This window comes from Geodermatophilus bullaregiensis (genome assembly GCF_016907675.1).
Lineage (GTDB): Bacteria > Actinomycetota > Actinomycetes > Mycobacteriales > Geodermatophilaceae > Geodermatophilus > Geodermatophilus bullaregiensis.
Genome location: NZ_JAFBCJ010000001.1, coordinates 703,464 through 724,827, shown reverse-complemented (window position 1 = coordinate 724,827; position 21,364 = coordinate 703,464). Strand labels below are relative to the sequence as shown.

The following is a 21,364-nucleotide window of genomic DNA, read 5'->3' as shown; positions in this document are numbered from 1 at the left end:
CTCAGGCCGTGCGGGAGGTCGCGGCGACGGCCAGCGCGTCGAGGGCGGCGCGGGCCTCCCCGGCGATCGGGGCGTCGGCGATGGCGGCGCGGGCGGTGGCGGTGCGCTCGGCGATCCGCTCCTCGACCCGCGCCCGCGCGCCGGTGCGCTCGATGAGGTCGCGCAGCGCCGCGAACTGGTCCTCGCCGGCGTCGGGGTCGCCGAGCGACTCGTGCAGCAGGCGGCGGCCGGCGTCGTCGGCCTCCTCCTCGGCCAGCGCGATGAGCAGGGTCTGCTTGCCCTCGCGCAGGTCGTCGTCGGCGGACTTGCCGGTGACCTCGGGGTCGCCGAACACGCCGAGGACGTCGTCGCGCAGCTGGAAGGCCTCGCCGAGCGGCAGCCCGACGGCGGTGTAGACGTCGGCGGCGCGCGGGCCGGCGCCGCCGATGGCCGCGCCCAGCTGCAGCGGCCGCTGCACGGTGTAGCCGGCGCTCTTGTAGCGGGCGACGGTCAGCGCACCCTGGGCGCCGGGCAGTCCGCCGGCGGCGCGCAGCAGGTCGAGGTACTGGCCGGCGGTGACCTCGGTGCGCATCGTGTCCCACACCGAGCGGGCGCGGGCCAACGACGGAGCGCTGATCCCCGAGCGGCGCAGCAGCTCGTCGGACCACACCAGCGCGAGGTCGCCGACCAGGATCGCCGCGCCGACGCCGAACGCGTCGCCGTCGCCGGACAGGCCGCCGTCGCCGTGGTGGGCGGCGAAGCCGACGTGGGTGGCCGGCCGGCCGCGGCGGGTCAGCGCGCCGTCCATGACGTCGTCGTGGACCAGCGCGCTGGCGTGCACGAACTCCAGCGCGGCGACGGCGCGCAGCACCGCGGCGTCGTCCTCGGCCGGGCCGCTGACGTCCTCGGCGACCCCGCGCCAGCCCCAGTAGGCGAAGGCCGGGCGCAGCCGCTTGCCGCCGTCGGCCAGCGCGCACACCTCGTCGACGACGCGGGTGAGCGCCGGGTCCATGCCCGACAGGGTGGTGCGCTGCTCCTCGAGGAACCCGGTGAGCGCGGCCGAGACCGCGCCGCGGATGCGTCCCAGGTCGGCCGCCGCCAGCGACGGGACGAGGGGACGGACCACGGACCCACGTTGCGCCGTCCCGCTGATCACCCGGCCAGTATCGCCCCATCGAGTGGCGCGCGTCCTGTTCGGGGGGTGGGGGTGCGTGGTCAACGGGGCCTCCCGGCGCTCGACTGCCGTTCCTGGTCCCTTCCGCTGGGGGTGCCGTGACGGATGCAGGCGGACGCGGGGGACCGGTCGGCGGCGCACGTACCCTCGGACCCCGTGACCCCAAGCGTCCGCGAGCTGCTCGCCTCGTCGCGGCCCACCTGGTCCTTCGAGTTCTTCCCGCCCAAGACGCCCGAGGGCGAGGACCAGCTGTGGACGGCGCTGCGGCAGCTGGAGCGGCTGCGCCCGTCGTTCGTGTCGGTCACCTACGGCGCCGGCGGGTCCACCCGCGAGGGCACGGTGGCGGTCACCGAGCGGATCGCCGCCGAGACCACGATGACGCCGCTGGCACACCTGACCGCGGTCGACCACAGCGTCGCCGAGCTGCGGCACGTGGTCAGCCGGCTGGCCGCCGCCGGGGTGCGCAACCTGCTGGCCCTGCGCGGGGACCCGCCGGGCGCCGACCCGCAGGCCGACTGGGTCAGGCACCCGCAGGGCCTGGAGTACGCCTCCGAGCTGGTCGCGCTGATCCGCTCGATGGGCGACTTCTCCGTCGGCGTCGCCGCCTTCCCCGAGCGGCACCCGCGCTCCCCGGACTTCGACACCGACGTCGAGATGTTCGTCCGCAAGTGCCGGGCCGGCGCGGACTTCGCGATCACCCAGATGTTCTTCCGCGTCGAGGACTACCTGCGGCTGCGCGACCGGGTGGTCGCCCGCGGCTGCGACGTCCCGGTGATCGCCGGGGTCATGCCGGTGACCAACGCCAAGCAGATCACCCGGATCGTGCAGCTGTCGGGCCAGGCCTTCCCGGAGGACCTGGCCGCCCGTTTCGCCGAGCTCGACGGCGACTCACCCGGGGACAGGGCGGCGGTGCGGGCCTACGGCGTGGAGGTGGCGACGGCGATGTGCCGGCGCCTGCTGGACGAGGGCGTGCCCGGCATCCACTTCATCACCATGAACCGGTCGACGGCGACGCGGGAGGTCTTCACCAACCTCACCGACGCCGGCACCGGAATGTCGGTGCCCTCCCCGCTGGCCGCCACCTCTCAGCGACCCGGCACCAGGGCTCCCCAGCTGAACTGCGCTCCCGGGGCATAGGCCGCGTCCGAGGGGAGTACCAGCCGGTCGCGACTGAGCTGGTCGAGCGTCCTGACCGGTATGGAGTTCCGACGCATGCTGGCCGAGAAGACGTCCAGCACGTGCCCGTGCGCGGCGAGCGGCTGGTCGCCCGTGTGGAACTCGTACCACCACTGACCGTTCATGTACTTCGGCAGATCGTCTGCGAGCGTGGTGGGGTCGAGTCCGGTCGCATCGGCCACCGCATCGGCGATGCCCAGCGTCTGGATGGCGTGATGGAGGACCTGCCGCGCCGCCATGCCGGGCAGCACCCGCTTGCCGGCGGCTATCGCGGAGTAGGCGATGGGAGACCCGAGCTCCGGGGAGATCCACACGCGCTCGTTGGCGACGTACGCCAGAGGCCTCACCGGACCGTCGACACCCTCGACCCGAACCCCGGGGACGGCGGCCAGTGAGTACATGCCGGAGGTGAGGCCCTCGCTGTCGTTCATCGCCCGGAGCTGGTCGTCGTCGAGCAGGAGCACGAACACGTCCACGGTGGTGTCCCGGACGTACTCACGCGCCAGCAGCAGCTCTCCGTACAGGTAGCCCTGACCGTGCAGCCCGCACGCGACCACGTCGGCTCCTGCCAACCTCCCCCGCAGGACGGGCACCGGGCCGCCGGCCCCGTAGTTCTGCAACTTGATGTGCACTGTCGCAGGGTTCCGGTTCGCTCCGTAGGCAACCACCGGCGTGCGCATCGAGAGGTCGCACGCCCCGTCCGCTCTCAGCAGTTCCTCCAGGGGGCGCCGACCGTCCATGGCGACGTGGTAGGTCGACGAGGATCGGTCCGCCACCACGGGGAGCACGTGCTCGTTCCGCAGGAGGTAGGAGTAGGCCGGGCAGTCCCCCGGATAGCTCTGGGGGAAGAGCCGGGCCGGTCGCCATGACGCAACCGGGGCCTCGCGTGGTGCTCCCGAGTTCGCCGCACCCTGCACCCACACCACCCCTTCTCCGTGCGTTAGGAAGTGCCCGCCCGCGTGCGTGCGGCGTCACCGGGAGCGGTCGCGCCGGCTGCAGGCTGCCAATCCCACTGCAGCCGGTACTTCGCCCGGTGCGGCAAGGAGCCGGCATCGTCCCGGAACACCCGCCAGTACAGACACTGACCGCCATCGAGCACGACGGGGCGGTTGTCCTCCACGCGCGCCCAGTGGTCACGAACGGTGTTCTCCTCGCCGACTGCGCTGACGCACGGGTAGGACGGCGAGAACAGGATGACGAACGTCAAGGACACGGTCGATCGGTCGATGTGCGTCTCGAACGACTCGTGGTCCGCTTGGTCGAACGCCCCCCGGTAGACGATCTGGTTCGTCACCCGTGACACGTGGTCCACGGAGAGGGTGTCGAGGTCCACACCGAGCCCGTAGCACTTCGCCACGAGCCCCTTCTTCAGCGGGGAGTGGGGTTGCAGTTCATCCCACTTCCAGATGTGGTCCTTGCTCGTCACGCCGTCGAAGTCGCCGCTGGTGGCATAGCAGAACACCACGCCGTTCCCCGAGCTCCTCTCCCGCACGATCAGGTGTGAGTCCGTGAGGACTGCGTGTCCACCGCCGGCTCGCCCGCCCAGATCCGGGGAACTGCGGAGATCGAGCACCTTGATGACGTCCAGGGCCGAGAAGGAGTCCTTCTCGGTGATGCCTCTGACGTCGAGGTCGTTTCCCTTGATCTTGCTGCGTCGACGATCGTCCCGCTTCCTGCCCTGGTATCTGGCCGTGATGTAGGCCGACGCCAGTGTGGCGAGGGCTCCGAGCGCGCCCACGCCGATGGCGACCCAGTCCGGGCCCGGCTCCTCCCCGTCCGCGACTGCGACGAGCGTCATCGCGCCGATCACCGTGTCGATCACCGTGTCGATCAGGCCCTCGACACCCATGTGGAGTCACCCCCTGCGGAAACGACGCGTCCTGCTCCACCAGGCTCCGGATCGGGACCGTGGGCGACGTGGCACCGCGAGGTGGCACGGGCGCGGGCCGCGTGTCGGCGACGACGTCCGGGGCCTTCCGGTCCCACCCCGCCCTGCGGTCGCCGCCGCCGCCCGTGCCTGCAGGTGCTCGGCCGACGACCCGGCCGAAACGCCGCAGTCGACGTGGATGGCGGCTCCGTCAGCTCGGTCACCGATCCCGCACCCCCTCAGGCTGGCCGGACACCCCTCCTGGAGCCAGGCGGCGGGTCCTGCCCTCAAGGAGGGCTGCTCGTGCCGACCTGATACCGGACAGGTGCAGCGTCAGTGGCTCACGTCACCACCGCGTCACGAGGGACCGCCCTCGGCCACCACGTCACCGCGACGCCGGCGAACAGGAGCCGGCTGGTCGTGGCCGGTGGTCACACGCGAGGTGCGCGACGACCAGGTCCGTCATCGGCTGCGCCGCGGCAGCCCGCGGCAGGCGACCCCCGGCCCTCGACGCGTCGGCCTACACCGTCACCGGGCCGCTCTCCAGCAGCTCCGCGGTGTGCCGGGCCGCCCGGCGCAGCGCCTCCCGCTCGGCCGCGTAGCCGCCCAGGACGCCGACCACCGGCAGGTTGGCCAGCGCGCGGGCGCCGAGGCGGCCCTTCGGGCGCGCGTCGAGCGCCGCGTCGATGCGGCTGAGCAGCCGGGCGGCGCGCCAGACGGTGCGCGCGGCGCCGCGCAGCCCGGCCCGGTCGTCGCGGGCGCCGAGCGCGGCCTCGGCGTAGGTGCCGCGGACCCGCTCGAGCAGCGGGCGCACCCGCTCGGCGGGCAGGTCGCGGGCCAGCAGCACCCGCGCCAGCAGCGACACCCGCTCGGCGGGGTCGGCGACGCCGTGCTCACCGGCCACGCCGAGGACCACCAGCGACTGCACCGCCGTCCCCACGGTGTTCTGCAGCGGCAGGACGTCGGCGAGCCGGCCGACCAGCCGCGGCAGGCCGCCGGCCACCGCGGCCACCCGGGAGGCCCGGTCGGCCCACCAGTCGTCGCGCTCGGCGGCCGGCAGCTCCGGCGGGCGGCCCAGCCGGGTGACGAGGGGGCCGGTCAGCCGGTCGAGCCGGCGCAGGACGTCGACGACGACGGCGTCGCTGAGGGGAGGGGCCATGACCTGCGCATACCCGCCGCCGGGCCGCCCTCACGTGGGTGTTGCGGGCCGGTCGTAGCGTGGCCGCATGGCCGGACGGGGGCACGGGCGCGCCCGCCGCTGGGCGCTCGTCGTCGCGCTGCTGGCCGTGCTGCTGTCGCTGCCCGCGGTCGTCGGCGCGCTGCCGGCCGAGGACGCCGGCACGACCGCGCCCGACCTCCGCGACGCCGTCCTCGCCAGCGCCGGTGTCGCCTTCTCCGGCTACGCGGTCTCGGCCGGCGGGCTGGCCCTGCCGGTGAGCGACCAGCTGCCCGCCGTCGCCGACCTGCTCAGCGACCGCACGACCCTGCGGGTGTGGTGGCGCGGGCCCGAGGAGCACCGGGTCGACGTCGTCACCGCGGCGGGGGAGACCGGGGTGCACGTCGACCCCGCCGGCACGTGGACCTGGGAGTACGAGTCGGCGACCGCCCGGCGCAGCGACCCGGCGCCGCTCGCGCTGCCCGCGCCGCCGGACCTCGTCCCCGCCGCGCTGGGCCGGCGGCTGCTGTCGGAGGCCGCCGACGACGAGCTCTCCCGCATCGGCGCCCGCCGGGTGGCCGGCCGCGACGCCCTCGGCCTGCGGCTGGTGCCCGCCGCGCCCGCGGCCTCGGTGGCCCGCGTCGACGTCTGGGCCGACGCCGGGACGGGCCTGCCGCTGGCCGTCGAGGTGGTGGCCGACGGCGCGTCGGTCCCGGCCCTCGACACCCGCTTCCTCGACCTGGACCTGACCACCCCGGCGGCCGGCGTCGTCGCGTTCGCCCCGCCGCCCGGCGCCCGCGTGCGGCCCGGCGAGGACACCGACGGGCTGCTGCGGGAGGCCGACCGGCGGCTGGCGGAGGTCGCGCTGCCCGACGTGCTGGCCGGTCTCGCCCGCCGCCCGCTGGCCGGGGCGCCGGGGGCGGTCGGCGTCTACGGCAGCGGGGTGACGCTGCTGGCGGTGGCGCCGGTGCCGGGCCGGTTCGCCGCCGGGCTCCGGCAGGCGCTGGCCGCCGCGCCGGACGCCGTCCGCGACGAGCGCGGCACCCGCGTGGCCGCCGGCCCGCTCGGGCTGATGCTGGTGGAGCCGCCCGGCCGCGGCGCCTACGTCCTCACCGGCACGGTCACCCTCGACGCGCTCGCCGACGCCGCGGGCGCCCTGACCGGGGCGCCGTCGTGACGTCGGTCGTCCTCACCCGCGGCCTGGTCAAGCAGTACGGCCGGGTGCGCGCCGTCGACGGCATCGACCTCGACGTCCGCACCGGTGACGTCTACGGCTTCCTCGGCGCCAACGGCTCGGGCAAGACGACGACGGTGCGCGTGCTGCTGGGCCTGGTGCTGCCCACCCGCGGCGAGGTGGAGCTGCTCGGCGGGCGGATGCCGCGCGCCGGTCGGCGGGTGCTGCCGCGGGTCGGCGCGCTCATCGAGGGCCCGGCGCACCACCGGCACCTGTCCGGCGCGGCGAACCTCTCGCTGCTCGACGCCGCGGGTCCCGGCGGGTCGCGCCGCACCCGGCGGGAGCGGATCGCCGAGGTGCTCGACCAGGTGGGCCTCGGCGGGGTGGGCCGCCGCCCGGTCGGCGCCTACTCGCTCGGCATGCGCCAGCGGCTGGGCCTGGCCGGCGCGCTGCTGCGCCGGCCGGAGCTGCTGGTCCTCGACGAGCCGACCAACGGGCTGGACCCGCAGGGCATCTCCGAGATCCGCGAGCTGCTGCTCGAGCTCAACCGCGGCGGGACGACGGTGTTCCTCTCCAGCCACCTGCTGGCCGAGGTCGAGCAGCTGTGCACCCGCGTGGGCGTGCTCGACCGCGGCCGGCTCGTGCTGCAGGACGACGTGGCCCGGCTCACCGCCCCGACCGGCGCCACCCTCGTCGACACCCCGGCGCCCGAGCGGGTGCGCGCGCTCCTCGACGGGCGGGTGCTCGCCGCCGACGGCGGCCGCCTGGTGGTCCGCGGGGCCGACCCGGCGGAGGTCAACGCGCTGCTGGTGGGCGCCGGGGTGCCGGTGACCGGGCTGGCGCTGCAGCGGCCGACCCTGGAGGAGGTGGTGCTGGCCGCCGCCGGCACCAGCGCGGACCGGGTGGACCGGTCGTGATCGGCGTCGAGCTGCGCAAGATGTTCCGCCGGCCGCGCACCTGGACGACGATCGCCGTCCTCAACGCGCTGCCGGTGCTGGTCGCCGTGCTGCTGCAGCTCACCGACCTCGCGCCGCGGCCGGGGGAGGGGCCGCCGTTCCTGTCGGCGGTGCTCACCAACGGACAGCTGTTCCCGCTGGCGGCGCTGGCGATCGTGCTGCCGCTGTTCCTGCCGATCGCCGTCGCGGTGGTCAGCGGGGACGCCGTCGCCGGGGAGGCCCAGGCCGGCACGCTGCGCTACCTGCTCGCCCGCCCGGCCGGGCGCACCCGGCTGCTGGTGGCCAAGCTGGTCGCGGTGCTGGCCTTCGTCGTCGTCACGGTCGTGGTGGTGGCCGCGGTCGGCTACGTCGTCGGCACGACCCTGTTCGACGCCCAGCCGGTGGCCGGCGGGACGTCGGTGTCGGGGACCTCCCTCACCGCGGAGGAGCTGGCCGGCCGGACGCTGCTGGCCATCGGCTACGTCGCGGTGTCCATGCTCGGCGTCGCCGCGTTCGGGCTGTTCTTCTCCACGCTCACCGACTCGCCGCTGGCCGCCGCCCTCGGTGCGCTGGCGGTGCTGGTGACCTCGTCGCTGCTGTTCACCCTGGACGCCGCCTCGCCGATCGCGCCGTACCTGCCCACGCGGTACTGGCTGGCCTTCGTCGACCTGTTCCGCGACCCGGTCCTGTGGCGCGACGTCGTCCGCGGGCTGGCCCTGCAGGGCGTCTACGTGGGCGTGCTGCTCACCGCGGCGTGGGCGAACTTCACCACCAAGGACATCACCAGCTAGGTCCCGACGGGGACGCCGGGCGGGTGCACGAGCCGGCGGGGCGGAGGCGACGTCCTCCCGCACCGGAGCGCGTCCTCCCGCACCGCCCACGGTCGGGGAGGACACGCGACGACCAGGTCACCTGATCACCGCGCGGGCGGTCAGCCGCCGAGGCGGGCGCAGTCGGCGGGGCCGAGCTCCAGGGGGTCGCCGGGTGCCAGCTCGGCCAGCACGATCGCCTGGACCAGCGGGTCGCCGGGCAGCCGGCCGTGGTCGACCCGCGCGGCGGCGCACACCGACTGCACCTGCACGTTGACCGCGCCGTCGAGGCGGGCAGAGTCCGGCGGGGTCACCGTCTGGTCCTGCGCCGTCCACACCGACACCCACGTCGGCCCGGCCGGCGTCTCGTCGCCGGCGTTGAGGTCGTCGAGCAGCGGGCTGTCGGTGGCCAGCTGCCGGCACGCCTCCGGGCACTGGCCGGGTGCGACGTCGCCGGCCAGGTCGGCCAGCGTGGTGCCGTGGTGCGGAGCGCCGAGGGTGAGCACCCGCCGGGCGACGGCGGCCCCCCCGTCGGCGGCCCACAGCCGGGCGACCACACCCCCCGCCGAGTAGCCGACGACGTCGACGCTGCCGGCGCCCGTGCGCTGCAGGGCGGCCTCGACGGCGGCGTCCAGGGCGTCGGCGGAGGCGGCGAGGTCACCGGTGCCGCCGCCGGGGACGGCGACCACGGTGGCGTCGCGGCCCTCGGCGGTCAGCCGGTCGGCCAGCGACGCCAGCGAGCGGGTCGAGCCGCCGTAACCGGGCACCAGCAGGACCGGTCCGGGCTCTTCCTGCGACACCGGGGCGGCCGGTGCCGGGGCGTCCGCGCGGGCGGACAGCAGCAGCGCCGTCCCGGCGACGGCGGCGGCGACGACCAGGGCGAGCAGCACCAGGACCAGGCGGCGGCGGGCGGGGGCGAGGCCGGCGAGCACGCTCCCACTGTCCCCGGTCTCGCCCGGCGGCGGCGGGGCTGGTGGACTGCGCCGGTGGGAGCGCGACCGTGCTGAGCCGCGAGGAGTACCTCGCCGAGTGGTCGCGCTGGCACGGCGGCACCGACCCGGCGGCCAGCCGGCTCGTGCACGGCTGGCTGTCGCTGGCCTACGCGCTGGCCCGGTCGGTGGCCTGGCTGCCGCCGCTGGCCGCGACCGCCCTGGGGCTGGGAGTGGCGCTGGCCGCGGTCGGCCCGGCGCTCGCCGGCGGGGCGTGGCTCGTCGCGGCGGGCCTGCTGGTCGGGCTCTCGGGGCTGCTGGACTCCCTCGACGGCGCGCTCGCCCTGGCCGGCGGGCGCGCCTCGCGGCGCGGGTACGTCCTCGACTCCGCCGTCGACCGGCTCACCGAGGCCGGGTACGCGCTCACCCTGTGGGTCGCCGGGGCGCCGGGCTGGCTGGCCGCGCTGTTCGGCGCGCTGTGCTGGCTGCCCGACTACCTGCGCGCCCGCGCCGGGCAGGCGGGCGTGGCCGAGACCGGGGCGATCTCGGTGTGGGAGCGGCCCACCCGGGTCGTGATGACCGCCCTCACCGTGGGCGGGGCCGGGATCGTCGCCGCGACCGGGCTGGCGGAGGCGGCCGGGGTCGCCGACGGCCCGGCGGTCGTGGTGACCGCCGGGGCCGCCGCGGGCGCCGTCCTCGGGGTGGTGGGCACCGCCCAGCTCGGGTTCTCGCTGCGGCGGGCGCTGGGCGACTGACCGGTCACCCACCGGGAGGGCGCCCACGCCGGGCGGCGCGCTCCCGGTCGGGCTGCCTAGGGTGGGCCTGCGCCACCGTCCCGGCCGCCGCGCGGCCCTCGCCCCCGCCGCGGGTCCCGCGGCCGTCCGTCCCCACCGTCCGAGGAGCCCCCGTGCCCGTCGTCGTCACCGGCTCCATCGCCACCGACCACCTGATGACCTTCCCGGGCCGGTTCACCGACCAGTTCGTCGAGGGCCAGATGGAGAACGTCTCGCTGTCGTTCCTGGTCGACGACCTCATCCAGCACCGCGGGGGCGCCGGGGCGAACATGGCCTACGGGCTGGGGCTGCTGGGCCTGTCCCCGGTGCTGGTCGGCTCGGTGGGCAGCGACTTCGCCGACTACGACGCCTGGCTGACCCGCCACGGGGTGGACACCCGGGACGTGCGCTGGTCCGAGCTCAAGCACACCGCGCGGTTCGTGTGCACCACCGACGCGGTGAACAACCAGATCGCGTCGTTCTACTCGGGCGCGATGAGCGAGGCCGGCCAGATCGAGCTCGCGCCGGTGTGCGACCGCGTCGGCACCCCCGACCTCGTCGTGATCGGGCCCAACGACCCGACGGCGATGGTGCGCCACACCCGCGAGTGCCGGGAGCGCGGCATCGCCTTCGCCGCCGACCCCAGCCAGCAGCTGGCCTGGGCCGACGGCGAGATGATCCGCGACCTGGTCGACGGCGCCGACCTGCTGTTCACCAACGAGTACGAGTCCGCGCTGCTCATGCAGAAGACCGGCTGGGACGCCGCCGAGATCCTGGGCCGGGTCGGCACCTGGGTGACCACCCGCGCGGCCAACGGCGTGCTCGTCCGCGCGGCCGGGGCCGACCCGATCGAGGTCATCGCCGTCCCCGAGACCAAGCCGGTGGAGCCCACCGGCGGCGGCGACGCGCTGCGGGCCGGGTTCATCGCCGGCCGCACGTGGGGGCTGGGCCTCGAGCGGGCCACCCAGCTCGGCTCGGCGGTGGCCACCGAGGCCGTCGAGGTGGTCGGCACCCAGGAGTACGAGCTGCGCCGCGAGCCGTTCCTCGAGCGGTTCGCCGCGGCCTTCGGCGACGAGGCCGCCGCCGAGGTGGCCGAGCACCTGCCCCGCTGAGCGGTCAGCCGCCGCGGACCTGCTCGCCGATCGCGGGGTCCCCGGCCCACGTCGTGTAGGGGATCCGCGGGATCACCTTCACCTCGCCGACGGTGCACCACTCGTTGCCGCCGAGGCGGGCCAGCGGCCGCAGCTCCTCGATGCGCGGCCGGCCGTCCCGGACGGCGTCGCTGACCACGCTCACCCACTGCACGCGGCCGAAGACGACGGTGCTGTCGCCGAGCCGCAGCGTCGCGTGCAGCGTGCACTCGATGCTCACCGGCGACTGCGCCACCCGCATCGCGGCGACGCGCTCGCTGGGCTCGAGCCGCACACCGGCGTGCTCGGCCTCGCTCTGGTCCGGCGGGAAGTCGGTGCCGGTGGCGTTGGCCTGCTCGAACAGGTCCTCGGGCACCAGGTTGACGGTGAAGTCGCCGGTCGCCTCGACGTTGTTCAGCGAGTCCTTGCGGCCCACCGACGTGAACTGCACGACCGGCGGCTGCACGCACGCCACCGTGTAGAAGGAGTGCGGCGCCAGGTTGTGCACGCCCTCGGCCGAGCGGGTGAGCACCCACGCGATCGGCCGCGGCACCACGATCGAGTTCATCACCCGGTAGAAGTCCGACGGGCGCATCCCCGCCGGGTCGAACGGCGTCCGCGGGCGGCTGCTCTCGGGGGTGGTCACGCCCCCATCCTCGCCCGGCCGCGCACGGCTCACCCGCCGAGGACGCGGCCCCGCCAGGTCAGCGTGCCCCGCCGGTGCCCGGCCACCGACCCGGCCAGCAGCACGTCGAGGGCCAGCAGCGACAGCGGGTGGGCCAGCGCGTCGGGCCAGACCCGCCCACCGGTCGCCGCCGCGCTCACCGCCCGCCCGGCCACTCCGGCCAGGTAGCCGGCCAGCCCGGCCCGGGAGCCGCGCAGCGCGGCCAGGGCCGGCACCACCCCGACGGCGGTCAGCACCGCGGCCGCGGCCACGCCGGCGGCCGGGGAGCCGCCGACCGAGGCCCACAGCGACTTGCCGTAGCCCGCGCGCATCGCCGCCCAGCCGTCGTACATCCGGCACTCGGCCAGCGCGGCGCCGGCGGCCGGGACCGCCCGGCCGCCCGACCGCTTCACCGCGCGGGCCAGGGCGACGTCCTCGACCACCTCGTCGCGCACCGCCGCGTGCCCGCGGGCGCGCAGGTACCCGCGGCGGGTCAGCGCGAGGAACTGGCCGTTGGCCGCGGTCAGCGACGGCCGCGGCGAGCGCTCGGCGGCCCGCAGCGGCAGCGTCGTCATCCACAGCCACGGCGACAGCGGCTGCACCAGCCGCTCGGCGAGGGTGCCGGCCACCGGACGCGGCCACGGCGAGACCAGGTCGAGGCCGTGCGCGTCGAGCAGCCACACCGCCGCGGCCACGGCGTCGGGGGTCAGGCGGACGTCGGCGTCGACGAAGACCAGGACGCCGTCCTCGGTCATCGTCCGCGCGCCCACCCAGCAGGCGTGCGGCTTGCCCAGCCAGCCCGCCGGCGGGGGAGGGGCGGTCACCAGCCGCACCCGCGGGTCCTCGACCGAGCCGACGACGTCGGCGGTGCCGTCGGTGGAGCCGTCGTCGACGACGACCACCCGCAGGCGCGGCACGCCGCGCGAGGCCAGGACCGCGGCCAGGCAGCCGCCGACCTGCGCCTCCTCGTCGCGCACCGGGACGACGACGGTGACCGGCCGGGTCACCTCCGGCGGGTCGGCCGGGGGACGGCGCAGCAGTCGGGCGTTGACCGCGGCGTGCGCGGCGCCGGCGACGGCCAGCCCGGTCAGACCCCGGAGCAGGACCCGCGGCGCCGGACCGCTCACGGACGGCGGGCCTGCACGGCCAGCGTGACCAGCACCGGTACCGACAGGGCCGCACCCCAGGCCGCCGAGCCGGGCAGGTCCAGCCACAGCGCGTGCGCCAGCGCACCGCCGGGCACCATCCACGCGATCACCAGCAGCGGGGCGGCCACGGCGGCCCCGGAGCCGGCGCGCGGACCGCCGGGCAGCGCGGTGCGCGCGACGGCGAGGTCGAGCAGCGACATGAGCACCAGGCCGGCCAGCAGCCAGCCGCCGAGGTTGGTCAGCGGCACGGTGTCGATGCCCGGCAGGCCCGGCTGCGGCTGCGCCCAGGTCCAGTAGCCGGCCTGCACCAGCTGCGGGTCGAGGACGACGTCCCAGCCGGCGAACACCGCGGCGGCCACGACGACCCGCGCGGCCCGCTGCCGGCCGGGCCGGACCCGGCGGGTGAGCACCACGGCCAGGACCCGGCTCGGCCACGCCATCATCAGCCAGGCCAGCGGCACGAGGAACGGGACGCGCAGCAGCGTGGGGCCGAGCGCGTCGCTGTAGGTGTAGGGGCCGTAGGGGACGCCGGTGGCCGTCCCCACCGCCTCGAAGGCCACCGCGGCGACGACGACCAGCCCGAGGACCGCGGCCGCGGTGCGGGCGCCGTGCGCGGCCGCCGCGGAGGTCACCGAGACCGCCGAGCCCACCAGCACGATCGTCCAGGACACCGCGTCGCGGGCGGCGCCGTCGGTGAGGGGGTAGGCGATCGCGGCGAGGACGAGCAGCACGGCCAGCGCGAGCGGGAGCCGGGCCCACGCCGGGGCGCCGGCCCGCCGGAGGTGCGCCGTCGCGGCGCTCACCGGGCGCGGGCCGTGCGCACCAGCCGCCCGACCGTGCCCTGCACGCGGGCCCGGGCGCGGGGGAGCCGGCCGCGGTCGGCCAGCACCACGCGCGCCGCCGTCCGGCCGGAGTTGCCCGAGACCCCGCCGCCGGGGTGGGTGGAGGCGCCGGCCAGGTACAGCCCGCCCAGGCCGGGGACGCGGTAGCCCGACAGCGCCGGCGTCGGCCGGAACGCGAACATGCTGGCCAGGCCCATCTCCACGTGCATGACGTTGCCGCGCAGCAGCGACAGCTCCCGCTCCAGCAGCAGCGGGGTCTGCACGTAGAGCTGCCGCACCGAGCCGGCGAAGCCGGGCGCGAACCGGTCGACCGCCGCGACCAGCCGCTGCGCCTCGGTCTCGGCGAGGGCGTCCCAGTCCCCGCCGTCGGCGAGGGCGTAGGGGTACCACTGCCCCCAGACGGTGACCACGTGCTGCCCGGGCGGGGCGAGGGTGTCGTCGCTCGCGGAGAAGGACATCGCCAGCGGCACCGGCTCGCGCGGCAGCCGGCCGGCCAGCCAGTCGCCGTGCGCGGCGGCCAGCTGCGCCCGGTCGGTGCACAGCAGCTGCAGCCCCTGCGCGGAGACCGCCGGGTCGACGCCGGGATAGGCGGGCAGCGCGTCGGTGAGCGCCCGCAGCACCAGCCCGAACCCGTTGCCGACCGGCGGCGCGGCGTCGGCCAGCGCCGCCGGGGCGTGCTCGCCGGCGAGGTCGCGGGTGGCCAGCACGTGGCAGGCGGCCACGACCACCGGGGCGTGCACCCGCCGTCCCGACGTCGTCTCCACGCCGGTCACCCGGCCGCCGTCGACGAGCAACCGCGCGGCGCCGTCGCCGAGGGTCACCCGGCCGCCGTCGGACTCCAGCCGGGCGCGCAGCGCCGCCGTCAGACCGCCCGAGCCGCCCACCGGGTGGCCCGGCGGGACGTCGTGCAGCAGCGCCACCCAGGCGACCATCGCCGCGGTGCCCGGCTCGGACATCGGCGGGCCGGACTGCGCGCCGAACCAGGCCAGCGCCGCCTTGAGCCGCTCGCTGGTGAACCAGCGGTCGAGCAGCGCGTCGCCGGAGCCGAGGAAGTCGACGGCGAGGTCGCCGCCGGGCGTGCGCGGGGCGTCGCCGGTGGGCGCGCCGAGCGGCCAGAACGCGCGGACCAGGCCCAGCGGGGTGGGCCGGCGGCCGAAGGAGTCGACGACGGCGCGGCTGCGGGGGCCCCACACGCCGACGAAGCGGCGGTAGGCGGCGGCGTCGTCCTCGCCGCAGGCGGCGGCGATCGAGGCGCAGGTGGCGTCGAGGTCGACGGAGAGGACCAGCGGCCGGCCGTCCGGGCCGGGGTCGCCGGGGACCGGCGCGGGGGCGAACCCCCACGGGTCGCAGTCGAGGTAGCGCAGCCCGTGGACGGCGAGGTCGAGCTCCTCGACGACGCCGCTGTGCCGGACGATGACGTGGGCGCTGGAGCCGCGGTCCACGCGGACGCCGGGCCAGCGCTCGACGGTCGACACCGCGCCGCCGAGCACCTCGTCGCGCTCGACCACCTCGACCGAGAGCCCCGCGCGGGCGAGGTAGCAGGCGGCGACCAGCCCGTTGTGGCCCGCGCCGACGACGACGGCGTCGACGCCGCGGTCGGGCTCCGGCACGCCGGTCAGGACGCGCTCGCGCGCAGCGGGAGCCGGGCGCCGAGGATGGCGAACGGGCGGGCGTCGCCGGGGAAGTGGTGGCCGCGGGCGAGGTCGACGAACCCGTCGGCGTGGTACAGCCGGAAGGCCTTGGTGTCGGCGTCGGGCGTGGACAGCAGCGCCGCCGGGGCGGGGACGCCCTCGACCAGCGCGTGCAGCAGCCGGCGGCCCAGGCCGCGGCTCTGCGCCTGGGGGTGCACGTGCAGCTCGCACACCTCGAAGGCGCCGGGCAGCCAGCGCTTGGCGGTGCGCCGGTCCAGCGCGGCGCGCACCTGGTCGTGCCACCACTGGCCGGGGGCGATGAGGTAGCCGTAGCCGAACCCGACCAGCTGCTCGCCGTCGGGGGTGGCGGCGAAGGCGCCGACGGCCCGGAACCCGGGGCGCTCGGTGTGCTGGACGGCGTAGCCGTAGCGGCCGGCCACCACCGAGGCGTCGTAGCCCATCGCCTCGCCGTAGATGGACAGCGCCTCGTGCATGTGGTCGCGCAACCACCCGACGGGGAGCTCGGTCACCCGCGTCGCGGGTGTCGTGCCGGTCACGGTTCCCTCCTCGCTCACGGACCCACCGCCGCGGGGTCCGGGGTGGTCGTGGTGCTCGCGGTCCGCGCCGGCCCGTCGCCGACCTCCGCGGCGGTACCGGCGGTCAGCCGCAGCAGCTCGTCGTAGCTGGTGGGGAAGACCGCGGACGGGTGCCCGGCCGCGGCCCAGACGCGCTCGTGGCGGGCCAGCTCGACGTCGACCAGCGTGCCGATGGGCGCGGGGTGGCCGAGGGGGGCCACCCCGCCGATGGGCTGGCCGGTGTGCGCGCGGACGAAGTCGGCCGAGGCGCGGTCGACGCGGAGGACGCCCAGCAGCGCGGCGACCTTCCCGACGTCGACCCGGTGCGCGCCGCTGGTGAGCACCAGCAGCGGCGCGCCGCCGACGTCGAAGACCAGGCTGTTGGCGATCGCCCCGACCGGGACGCCGAGCGCGGCGGCGGCCTCGGCGGCGGTGTGCGCGCCGGACGGGAGCTCGTGGACCCGCCCGACGGCGCCGGCCCCGGCGAGGAGGTCGGCGAACGCGGCCACCCGGGGGTGGGTGGGGCGGCTCATGGGGTCGATCCTGCCACCGCTGTCGGTGCCTCGCCGTACCGTCCGGCGCGCACGGAGGGGGAGGGAGCGGGTGGTCCTCCTCCCGGGCGGGTCCGGCTTGACGCGATCGGCGGGGTCGGGTGTACTCGACCTGTTCGAACAGGCGTTCGAACGGCCGGCCACCGCTCCCGGGACCTTCCCCGCCCGGGCGGAGGCCGGCCGATCAGGAGCACGGGGTGGGGAGTCGGGCATGAGCCGGGTGCTGGGTGAGGTCGGCGAGCGGGTCGGCGAGGAGGTGCGGGTCGAGCGGGGTCCGCTCGGTCCCGCGCAGTTCTGGCGCGGGCAGTGGCGCTACGTCGTCGGTGAGCTGCTCGACTCGTGGGTGGAGACCGCGCCCTGGTGGCAGCGGCCCGCCGACACCCCCGGCGGCGCCTCGGCCGACCTGGTCGCCCCCCGCGAGGTGTTCCGGGTCGAGGCGGTGCGGGCCGGGCGCTCGCGGATGAGTTTCGCCGGGGTCTACGACCTGTGCTGGGACGCCGCCGACAACCGGTGGTCGCTCGTGCGGGTGCACGACTGATGGGCGCCGCGCACGCCATGGCCGACCAGCTGCCCCTGCCCCCGCCGCTGCCGGCGGCCGCGGCCCAGCTGCTCGACCAGGCCACCCGGGCGCTGGGCGAGGCCGCCCGCGCCACCGACGCGCGGGAGCGCTACGCCACCGCCCACCTGGGTGCGCTCCGGGCGGCCGCGGCGGTGCTCGCCGCCCGCACCCGGCCGGAGAGCGGCCGCCGCCGGCCGCGCAGCGCCTGGGTGCTGCTCGAGCAGGTCGCCCCGGAGCTGGGGGAGTGGGCCACCTTCTTCGCCGCCGGTGCCGCCAAGCGCGCCGCGGCCGAGGCCGGGCTGTCCCGCGCGGTCACCGAGCGCGAGGCCGACGACCTGGTCCGCGACGTCGGCTCCTTCCTCGCCGTGGTCGAGGACCTGCTCGGCCGCACCCCCGAGCCGGCTCCGCGTCCGCGGGTGGTCGGCGGCACCGCCCACCGTCCCGTCCGCGGGCGGTGACCGGCGACCCCTTCGTCCACCTGCACGTCGCCTCCGGGTACTCCCTGCGGTACGGGGCCAACCACCCCGCCGACCTGGTGGCGCGCGCCGCCGAGCACGGCATGACGGCGCTGGCGCTGACCGACCGGGACGGCCTCTACGGTGCGGTGAAGTTCGCGCTCGCCTGCCGGTCGGCGGGGCTGCGGCCGTTGTTCGGAGTCGACCTCGCGGTCGTCCCCGCGGTGGACACCGCCGTGCCGCCGGCCCGGGCGCAGGTGCTGGGCGACGACGACGAGCTGTCCGCGCGCAGGGCGGCGCGCCAGCGCGCAGGTGAGCAGGGCGCGGGCGGACGGGGTGACGCGGGGCGGGCGACCCCTGCCCGGCGCAGCCCGGTGCGCGGTGGGGCCGGCGTGGACCCGCGGCTGCCGCGGGTCACCTTCCTCGCCCGCGACGGCGCCGGCTGGCGCTCGCTGTGCCGGCTGACCAGCGCCACGCACCTGCGCGGCACCCGCGGGGAGCCGGTCGCCTCGCTGGCGATGGCCGCCGAGCACACCCCGGGCCTGGTCGCCGTGCTGGGGCCGGACTCGCCGGTGGGCCGGGCGCTGGCCGCTGGGCGGGCCGACGTCGCCTCCGCCCGGCTGTCGGCCTGGCGCTCGGTGTTCGGTCCCGGCTCGCTGGTGGTCGAGCTGGTGCACCACCGCGGCCGGGGCGACCGCTCCCGCGCGCAGCGGCTGATGCGCTTCGCCGCCGAGGAGGGCGTGCCGGTGGTGCTCACCAACGCCGTCCGGTACGTCGACGCCCTCGACGCGCCGACCGCCGACGTCCTCGACGCCTCCCGGCGGCTGGTCGCCCTCGACTCCCGGCACGTCGACCGGCGCACCGCGGAGGGGTACCTGAAGTCGGGCAAGGAGATGGCCGAGGTCGCCGAGGACCTCGCCGGCCCGGACCGCGACGCGGCGCTGCGGCTGCTCGAGCGCACCGCCCGGCTGGCCGAGCAGTGCGCCGTCGACGTCGCCGGCGACCTCGGCGTGGGGTCGGTCCGCTATCCCGAGCTCGACGTCGTCACCGCGCCCGGCGAGCGGGGGACGAGCCCGTCCCAGGTGCTGCGCGCCCGCTGCGAGGCGGGGCTGGGCCGGCGGGGGGTGGCGCCCACCGGCGAGGTCACCCGGCGGCTGGACGACGAGCTCGCCGTCATCGACGCCCTCGGCTACCCGTCCTACTTCCTCACCGTCGCCGACGTGGTCGACCTCATCAGGGGCCTGCGGGTCCGCGCCGCGGCCCGGGGGTCGGGCGCGGGCAGCCTGGTCACCTACCTGCTCGGCATCTCCGACGTCGACCCGATCCGCTACGGCCTGCTGATGGAGCGGTTTCTCTCCCCGCTGCGCCACCAGCTGCCCGACGTCGACATCGACGTGGAGTCCGCCCGGCGGATGGAGGTCTACGACGCGGTCATCGACCGCTTCGGCGCCCACCGGGTCAGCTGCATCTCGATGATGGACACCTACCGGGTCCGGCACGCCATCCGCGACGTCGGCGCCGCGCTCGGGCTGCCGCCGGCCGAGGTCGACGCCGTCGCCAAGGCCTTCCCGCACATCCGGGCCAACCAGGTGCACGCCGCGCTGCGCGACCTGCCGGAGCTGCGGGCCAGCCGGCTCGGCTCGCGCCGCGGCGGCGGCACCGGCGACCTCGACCTGCTCTTCGACCTCGTCGCCCGGCTCGACGGCCTGCCCCGGCACATCGCGCTGCACCCGTGCGGCGTGCTGCTGTCGGACGCGACGCTGCTCGACCGCACGCCGGTGGAGAGCAGCTACCTCGGCTACCCGATGAGCCAGTTCGACAAGGACGACGTCGAGGAGCTCGGGCTGCTCAAGCTCGACCTGCTGGGCATCCGCATGCAGTCGGCGATCGCGCACGCCCTCGACGAGGTGGCCCGGGTCGACGGCGAGACCGTCGACATCGACGCGATCCCGCGCGACGACCCGACCACCTTCGAGCTGATCCGCAGCACCCGGACCCTCGGCATGTTCCAGATCGAGTCGCCGGGGCAGCGCGAGCTGGTCGGCAAGTTCGGGCCCGAGACGTTCGAGGACATCGTCATCGACATCTCGCTGTTCCGGCCCGGCCCGGTGAAGAGCGACATGGTGACGCCGTTCCTCCTGGCCCGGAACGGCTGGCGGGAGCCGGTCTACCCGCACCCCGACCTCGCGCCGTACCTGCGGGAGACCGCCGGCGTCGTGGTCTTCCACGAGCAGGTGCTGCAGATCGTGGCGCAGATGACCGGCTGCGACCTGGCCCAGGCCGACGAGGTGCGCCGCGCGCTGGGCGACAGGGAGCTGCACCCGGAGGTGCGGGCCTGGTTCATGCCCGTGGCGCTGTCGCGCTATCCGGTCGAGGTGGTCGAGCAGGTGTGGGAGGTGCTCGTCGCCTTCGGCTCCTTCGGCTTCTGCAAGGCCCACGCGGCGGCGTTCGCGCTGCCCACCTACCAGTCGGCGTGGCTGAAGACCCACCACCCCGCCGCCTTCCTCGCCGGGGTGCTCACCCACGACCCGGGCATGTACCCGAAGCGGCTGATCCTCGACGACGCCCGCAACTTCGGCGTCCGGGTGCTGGGGCTCGACGTCAACGCCTCGGCGGGGGTCTACCGGGTGGAGCGGCTGGCCGGGCCCGACCGGCGGGAGGACTGGCGCCCACCGGAGTGGATGCCGCCGGCGATACGCGACCCGTCGGCCTACGGGATCCGGCTCGCCCTCGCCGACGTCAAGGGCATCTCCGAGGAGGAGGTCGAGCGGATCGTCGCCGGGCAGCCGTACCGGTCGCTCCCCGACTTCTGGACGCGGGCGTCGGTGTCCCGCCCGGTGGTCGAGCGGCTGGTGCTGGCCGGCGGCTTCGACTCCCTGTACGGCTTCGGGGTGCGCGACCGCGAGGCCGGCCGGCCCACCCGCGCCCGCGGGTCGGTGACCCGCCGCGACCTGCTGCTGCAGATCAGCGAGCTCGACCGGTGGAGCCGCAGCGGGGCGAGGGCCGGCTCGGTGGGGCAGCTCAGCCTCGACCTGCTCGGTGTCGAGCTGCCCGGGGAGCCCGACGGTGACGGTGACGGCGGCCCGGCCGGGACGGCGCTGTCCTGGAGCGCGGGGTCCGGGCTGCCCGAGTTCACCGACGCCGAGCTGGTGCGGGCCGAGCTGGAGGTGCTCGGGCTGGACGCCAGCCGGCACGTCGTCGACTTCTACCGGCCCTTCCTCGCCGCGGTGGGCGCGGTGCCGGCCGGTGAGCTGCTCGGCAGCCGCAGCGGCGCCGAGGTGCTGGTCGCCGGGGTCAAGGTGGCCACCCAGACCCCGCCGATCCGGTCGGGGCGCCGGGTGGTCTTCGTGACCCTCGACGACGGCACCGGCTGCACCGACTCGACCTTCTTCGAGGACGTGCAGGGACCCTACGCCGCGACGGTGTTCCACTCCTGGCTGCTGGTCGTCCGCGGGGTGCTGCGGCGCACCGGCCCGCGCGGGGTGTCGATCCGGGCGACCGGGGCGTGGGAGCTGCCGGCGCTGCACGAGGCGTGGGAGACCGGTGGGCCGGCGGCGGTGGCCGAGCACATGGCCGCGCCGGGGGAGTACACCGAGCAGGCCATCACCGGGGCGGCGGCCTCGCACGGGTCCCGGCCGGTGGTGGTCAGACCGGTGCTCGTGCACCCGACCGGCTTCCGCATGTCGCCCTACGCCGACATCAAACCCGCCGGCGACGACGCCGCGACCGCGATCCGGCGGGCCGCCGCGCAGCAGGGGACGACGGCGCGGGACGCGTCGGCACCGCGGAAGCTGTGGCACTCCAGCCCCGGCAGCCCGGGCCACTGAGCACGAGGAC

Annotated in this window: 20 protein-coding genes; 9 read left to right on the top strand and 11 right to left on the bottom strand. The window is 76.6% G+C overall.

All coding sequences use genetic code 11. The features are described from left to right. Nucleotide 1: 1 nt before the first annotated feature. A complete protein-coding gene (locus JOD57_RS03320) occupies nucleotides 2-1,105 on the bottom strand; it encodes a polyprenyl synthetase family protein (RefSeq protein ID WP_307824428.1) in 1,104 nt (367 codons plus the stop codon). Nucleotides 1,106-1,309: 204 nt separating this feature from the next. On the opposite strand from JOD57_RS03320, the gene metF reads away from it, so the two are divergent. Beyond that, on the top strand, nucleotides 1,310-2,290 hold the full coding sequence (gene metF, locus JOD57_RS03315) for a methylenetetrahydrofolate reductase [NAD(P)H] (protein ID WP_307824427.1): 981 nt from the start codon (nucleotides 1,310-1,312) through the stop codon (nucleotides 2,288-2,290). Here the strand turns inward: metF and JOD57_RS03310 are convergent. The 3 genes from JOD57_RS03310 to JOD57_RS03300 all read right to left on the bottom strand — a co-directional run bounded on the left by JOD57_RS03310 (nucleotide 2,239) and on the right by JOD57_RS03300 (nucleotide 5,355). Then, nucleotides 2,239-3,117: a hypothetical protein gene (locus JOD57_RS03310; protein WP_204690587.1), complete on the bottom strand. Its 879-nt coding sequence runs from the start codon at nucleotides 3,115-3,117 to the stop codon at nucleotides 2,239-2,241. The genes metF and JOD57_RS03310 overlap by 52 nt on opposite strands. 152 nt (nucleotides 3,118-3,269) lie before the next feature. Next, nucleotides 3,270-4,178 carry a hypothetical protein gene (locus JOD57_RS03305; protein WP_204690586.1) on the bottom strand — a complete coding sequence of 303 codons (909 nt, stop codon included), beginning with the start codon at nucleotides 4,176-4,178 and terminating at the stop codon, nucleotides 3,270-3,272. Nucleotides 4,179-4,716: 538 nt separating this feature from the next. Further along, nucleotides 4,717-5,355, bottom strand: coding sequence for a hypothetical protein (locus JOD57_RS03300; RefSeq protein ID WP_204690585.1), 639 nt, complete (start codon nucleotides 5,353-5,355; stop codon nucleotides 4,717-4,719). 67 nt (nucleotides 5,356-5,422) lie between these two features. Here JOD57_RS03300 and JOD57_RS03295 point away from each other — a divergent pair, with 67 nt between their 5' ends. From JOD57_RS03295 to JOD57_RS03285, 3 genes are read left to right on the top strand one after another with little or no spacing between them, the layout of a single operon-like run. After that, nucleotides 5,423-6,529: a transcriptional regulator gene (locus tag JOD57_RS03295; protein ID WP_204690584.1), complete on the top strand. Its 1,107-nt coding sequence runs from the start codon at nucleotides 5,423-5,425 to the stop codon at nucleotides 6,527-6,529. Further along, nucleotides 6,526-7,443 (top strand): ABC transporter ATP-binding protein, encoded by a 918-nt coding sequence (locus JOD57_RS03290; RefSeq protein ID WP_204690583.1) that lies wholly within the window; start codon nucleotides 6,526-6,528, stop codon nucleotides 7,441-7,443. Before JOD57_RS03295 ends, JOD57_RS03290 begins: the two co-directional genes overlap by 4 nt. Next, a complete protein-coding gene (locus JOD57_RS03285; RefSeq protein WP_204690582.1) occupies nucleotides 7,440-8,252 on the top strand; it encodes an ABC transporter permease in 813 nt (270 codons plus the stop codon). Before JOD57_RS03290 ends, JOD57_RS03285 begins: the two co-directional genes overlap by 4 nt. Before the next feature lie 140 nt (nucleotides 8,253-8,392). On the opposite strand, the gene JOD57_RS03280 is transcribed toward JOD57_RS03285, so the two are convergent. Next, the gene (locus JOD57_RS03280) at nucleotides 8,393-9,202 is read right to left on the bottom strand and encodes a lipase family alpha/beta hydrolase (protein ID WP_204690581.1); all 810 of its coding nucleotides are present in this window, start codon (nucleotides 9,200-9,202) and stop codon (nucleotides 8,393-8,395) included. A 68-nt stretch (nucleotides 9,203-9,270) separates the two neighbouring features. Here JOD57_RS03280 and JOD57_RS03275 point away from each other — a divergent pair, with 68 nt between their 5' ends. Both JOD57_RS03275 and JOD57_RS03270 read left to right on the top strand, forming a co-directional pair. Beyond that, nucleotides 9,271-9,954 (top strand): CDP-alcohol phosphatidyltransferase family protein, encoded by a 684-nt coding sequence (locus JOD57_RS03275; RefSeq protein ID WP_204690580.1) that lies wholly within the window; start codon nucleotides 9,271-9,273, stop codon nucleotides 9,952-9,954. Between the two features lie 152 nt (nucleotides 9,955-10,106). Next, the gene (locus tag JOD57_RS03270) at nucleotides 10,107-11,084 is read left to right on the top strand and encodes a carbohydrate kinase family protein (protein ID WP_204690579.1); all 978 of its coding nucleotides are present in this window, start codon (nucleotides 10,107-10,109) and stop codon (nucleotides 11,082-11,084) included. A gap of 4 nt (nucleotides 11,085-11,088) precedes the next feature. Here JOD57_RS03270 and JOD57_RS03265 read toward each other — a convergent pair whose 3' ends face one another. From JOD57_RS03265 to JOD57_RS03240, 6 genes are read right to left on the bottom strand one after another with little or no spacing between them, the layout of a single operon-like run. After that, complete coding sequence (locus JOD57_RS03265) at nucleotides 11,089-11,748, bottom strand: flavin reductase family protein (RefSeq protein ID WP_307824426.1); 660 nt, start codon at nucleotides 11,746-11,748, stop codon at nucleotides 11,089-11,091. Nucleotides 11,749-11,777: 29 nt separating this feature from the next. Then, nucleotides 11,778-12,893: a glycosyltransferase family 2 protein gene (locus JOD57_RS03260; RefSeq protein WP_204690578.1), complete on the bottom strand. Its 1,116-nt coding sequence runs from the start codon at nucleotides 12,891-12,893 to the stop codon at nucleotides 11,778-11,780. After that, nucleotides 12,890-13,717 (bottom strand): carotenoid biosynthesis protein, encoded by an 828-nt coding sequence (locus JOD57_RS03255; protein WP_204690577.1) that lies wholly within the window; start codon nucleotides 13,715-13,717, stop codon nucleotides 12,890-12,892. Before JOD57_RS03255 ends, JOD57_RS03260 begins: the two co-directional genes overlap by 4 nt. Next, nucleotides 13,714-15,366, bottom strand: a complete 1,653-nt coding sequence (locus JOD57_RS03250; RefSeq protein WP_204690576.1) for a phytoene desaturase family protein — start codon at nucleotides 15,364-15,366, stop codon at nucleotides 13,714-13,716. Before JOD57_RS03250 ends, JOD57_RS03255 begins: the two co-directional genes overlap by 4 nt. Nucleotides 15,367-15,371: 5 nt before the next feature. Next, nucleotides 15,372-15,944, bottom strand: a complete 573-nt coding sequence (locus JOD57_RS03245; RefSeq protein WP_204690575.1) for a GNAT family N-acetyltransferase — start codon at nucleotides 15,942-15,944, stop codon at nucleotides 15,372-15,374. A gap of 14 nt (nucleotides 15,945-15,958) precedes the next feature. Beyond that, nucleotides 15,959-16,495: a YbaK/EbsC family protein gene (locus tag JOD57_RS03240; RefSeq protein WP_204690574.1), complete on the bottom strand. Its 537-nt coding sequence runs from the start codon at nucleotides 16,493-16,495 to the stop codon at nucleotides 15,959-15,961. Nucleotides 16,496-16,724: 229 nt separating this feature from the next. Here JOD57_RS03240 and JOD57_RS03235 point away from each other — a divergent pair, with 229 nt between their 5' ends. The 3 genes from JOD57_RS03235 to JOD57_RS03225 are packed head-to-tail and all read left to right on the top strand — an operon-like array spanning nucleotide 16,725 to nucleotide 21,354. Continuing rightward, nucleotides 16,725-17,051, top strand: coding sequence for a DUF6504 family protein (locus JOD57_RS03235; RefSeq protein ID WP_204690573.1), 327 nt, complete (start codon nucleotides 16,725-16,727; stop codon nucleotides 17,049-17,051). Next, nucleotides 17,051-17,530, top strand: coding sequence for an SAV_6107 family HEPN domain-containing protein (locus tag JOD57_RS03230; RefSeq protein ID WP_204690572.1), 480 nt, complete (start codon nucleotides 17,051-17,053; stop codon nucleotides 17,528-17,530). Before JOD57_RS03235 ends, JOD57_RS03230 begins: the two co-directional genes overlap by 1 nt. Then, complete coding sequence (locus JOD57_RS03225) at nucleotides 17,527-21,354, top strand: DNA polymerase III subunit alpha (RefSeq protein ID WP_204690571.1); 3,828 nt, start codon at nucleotides 17,527-17,529, stop codon at nucleotides 21,352-21,354. The genes JOD57_RS03230 and JOD57_RS03225 overlap by 4 nt, the downstream gene beginning before the upstream one ends. The last annotated feature ends 10 nt before the right edge of the window (nucleotides 21,355-21,364 follow it).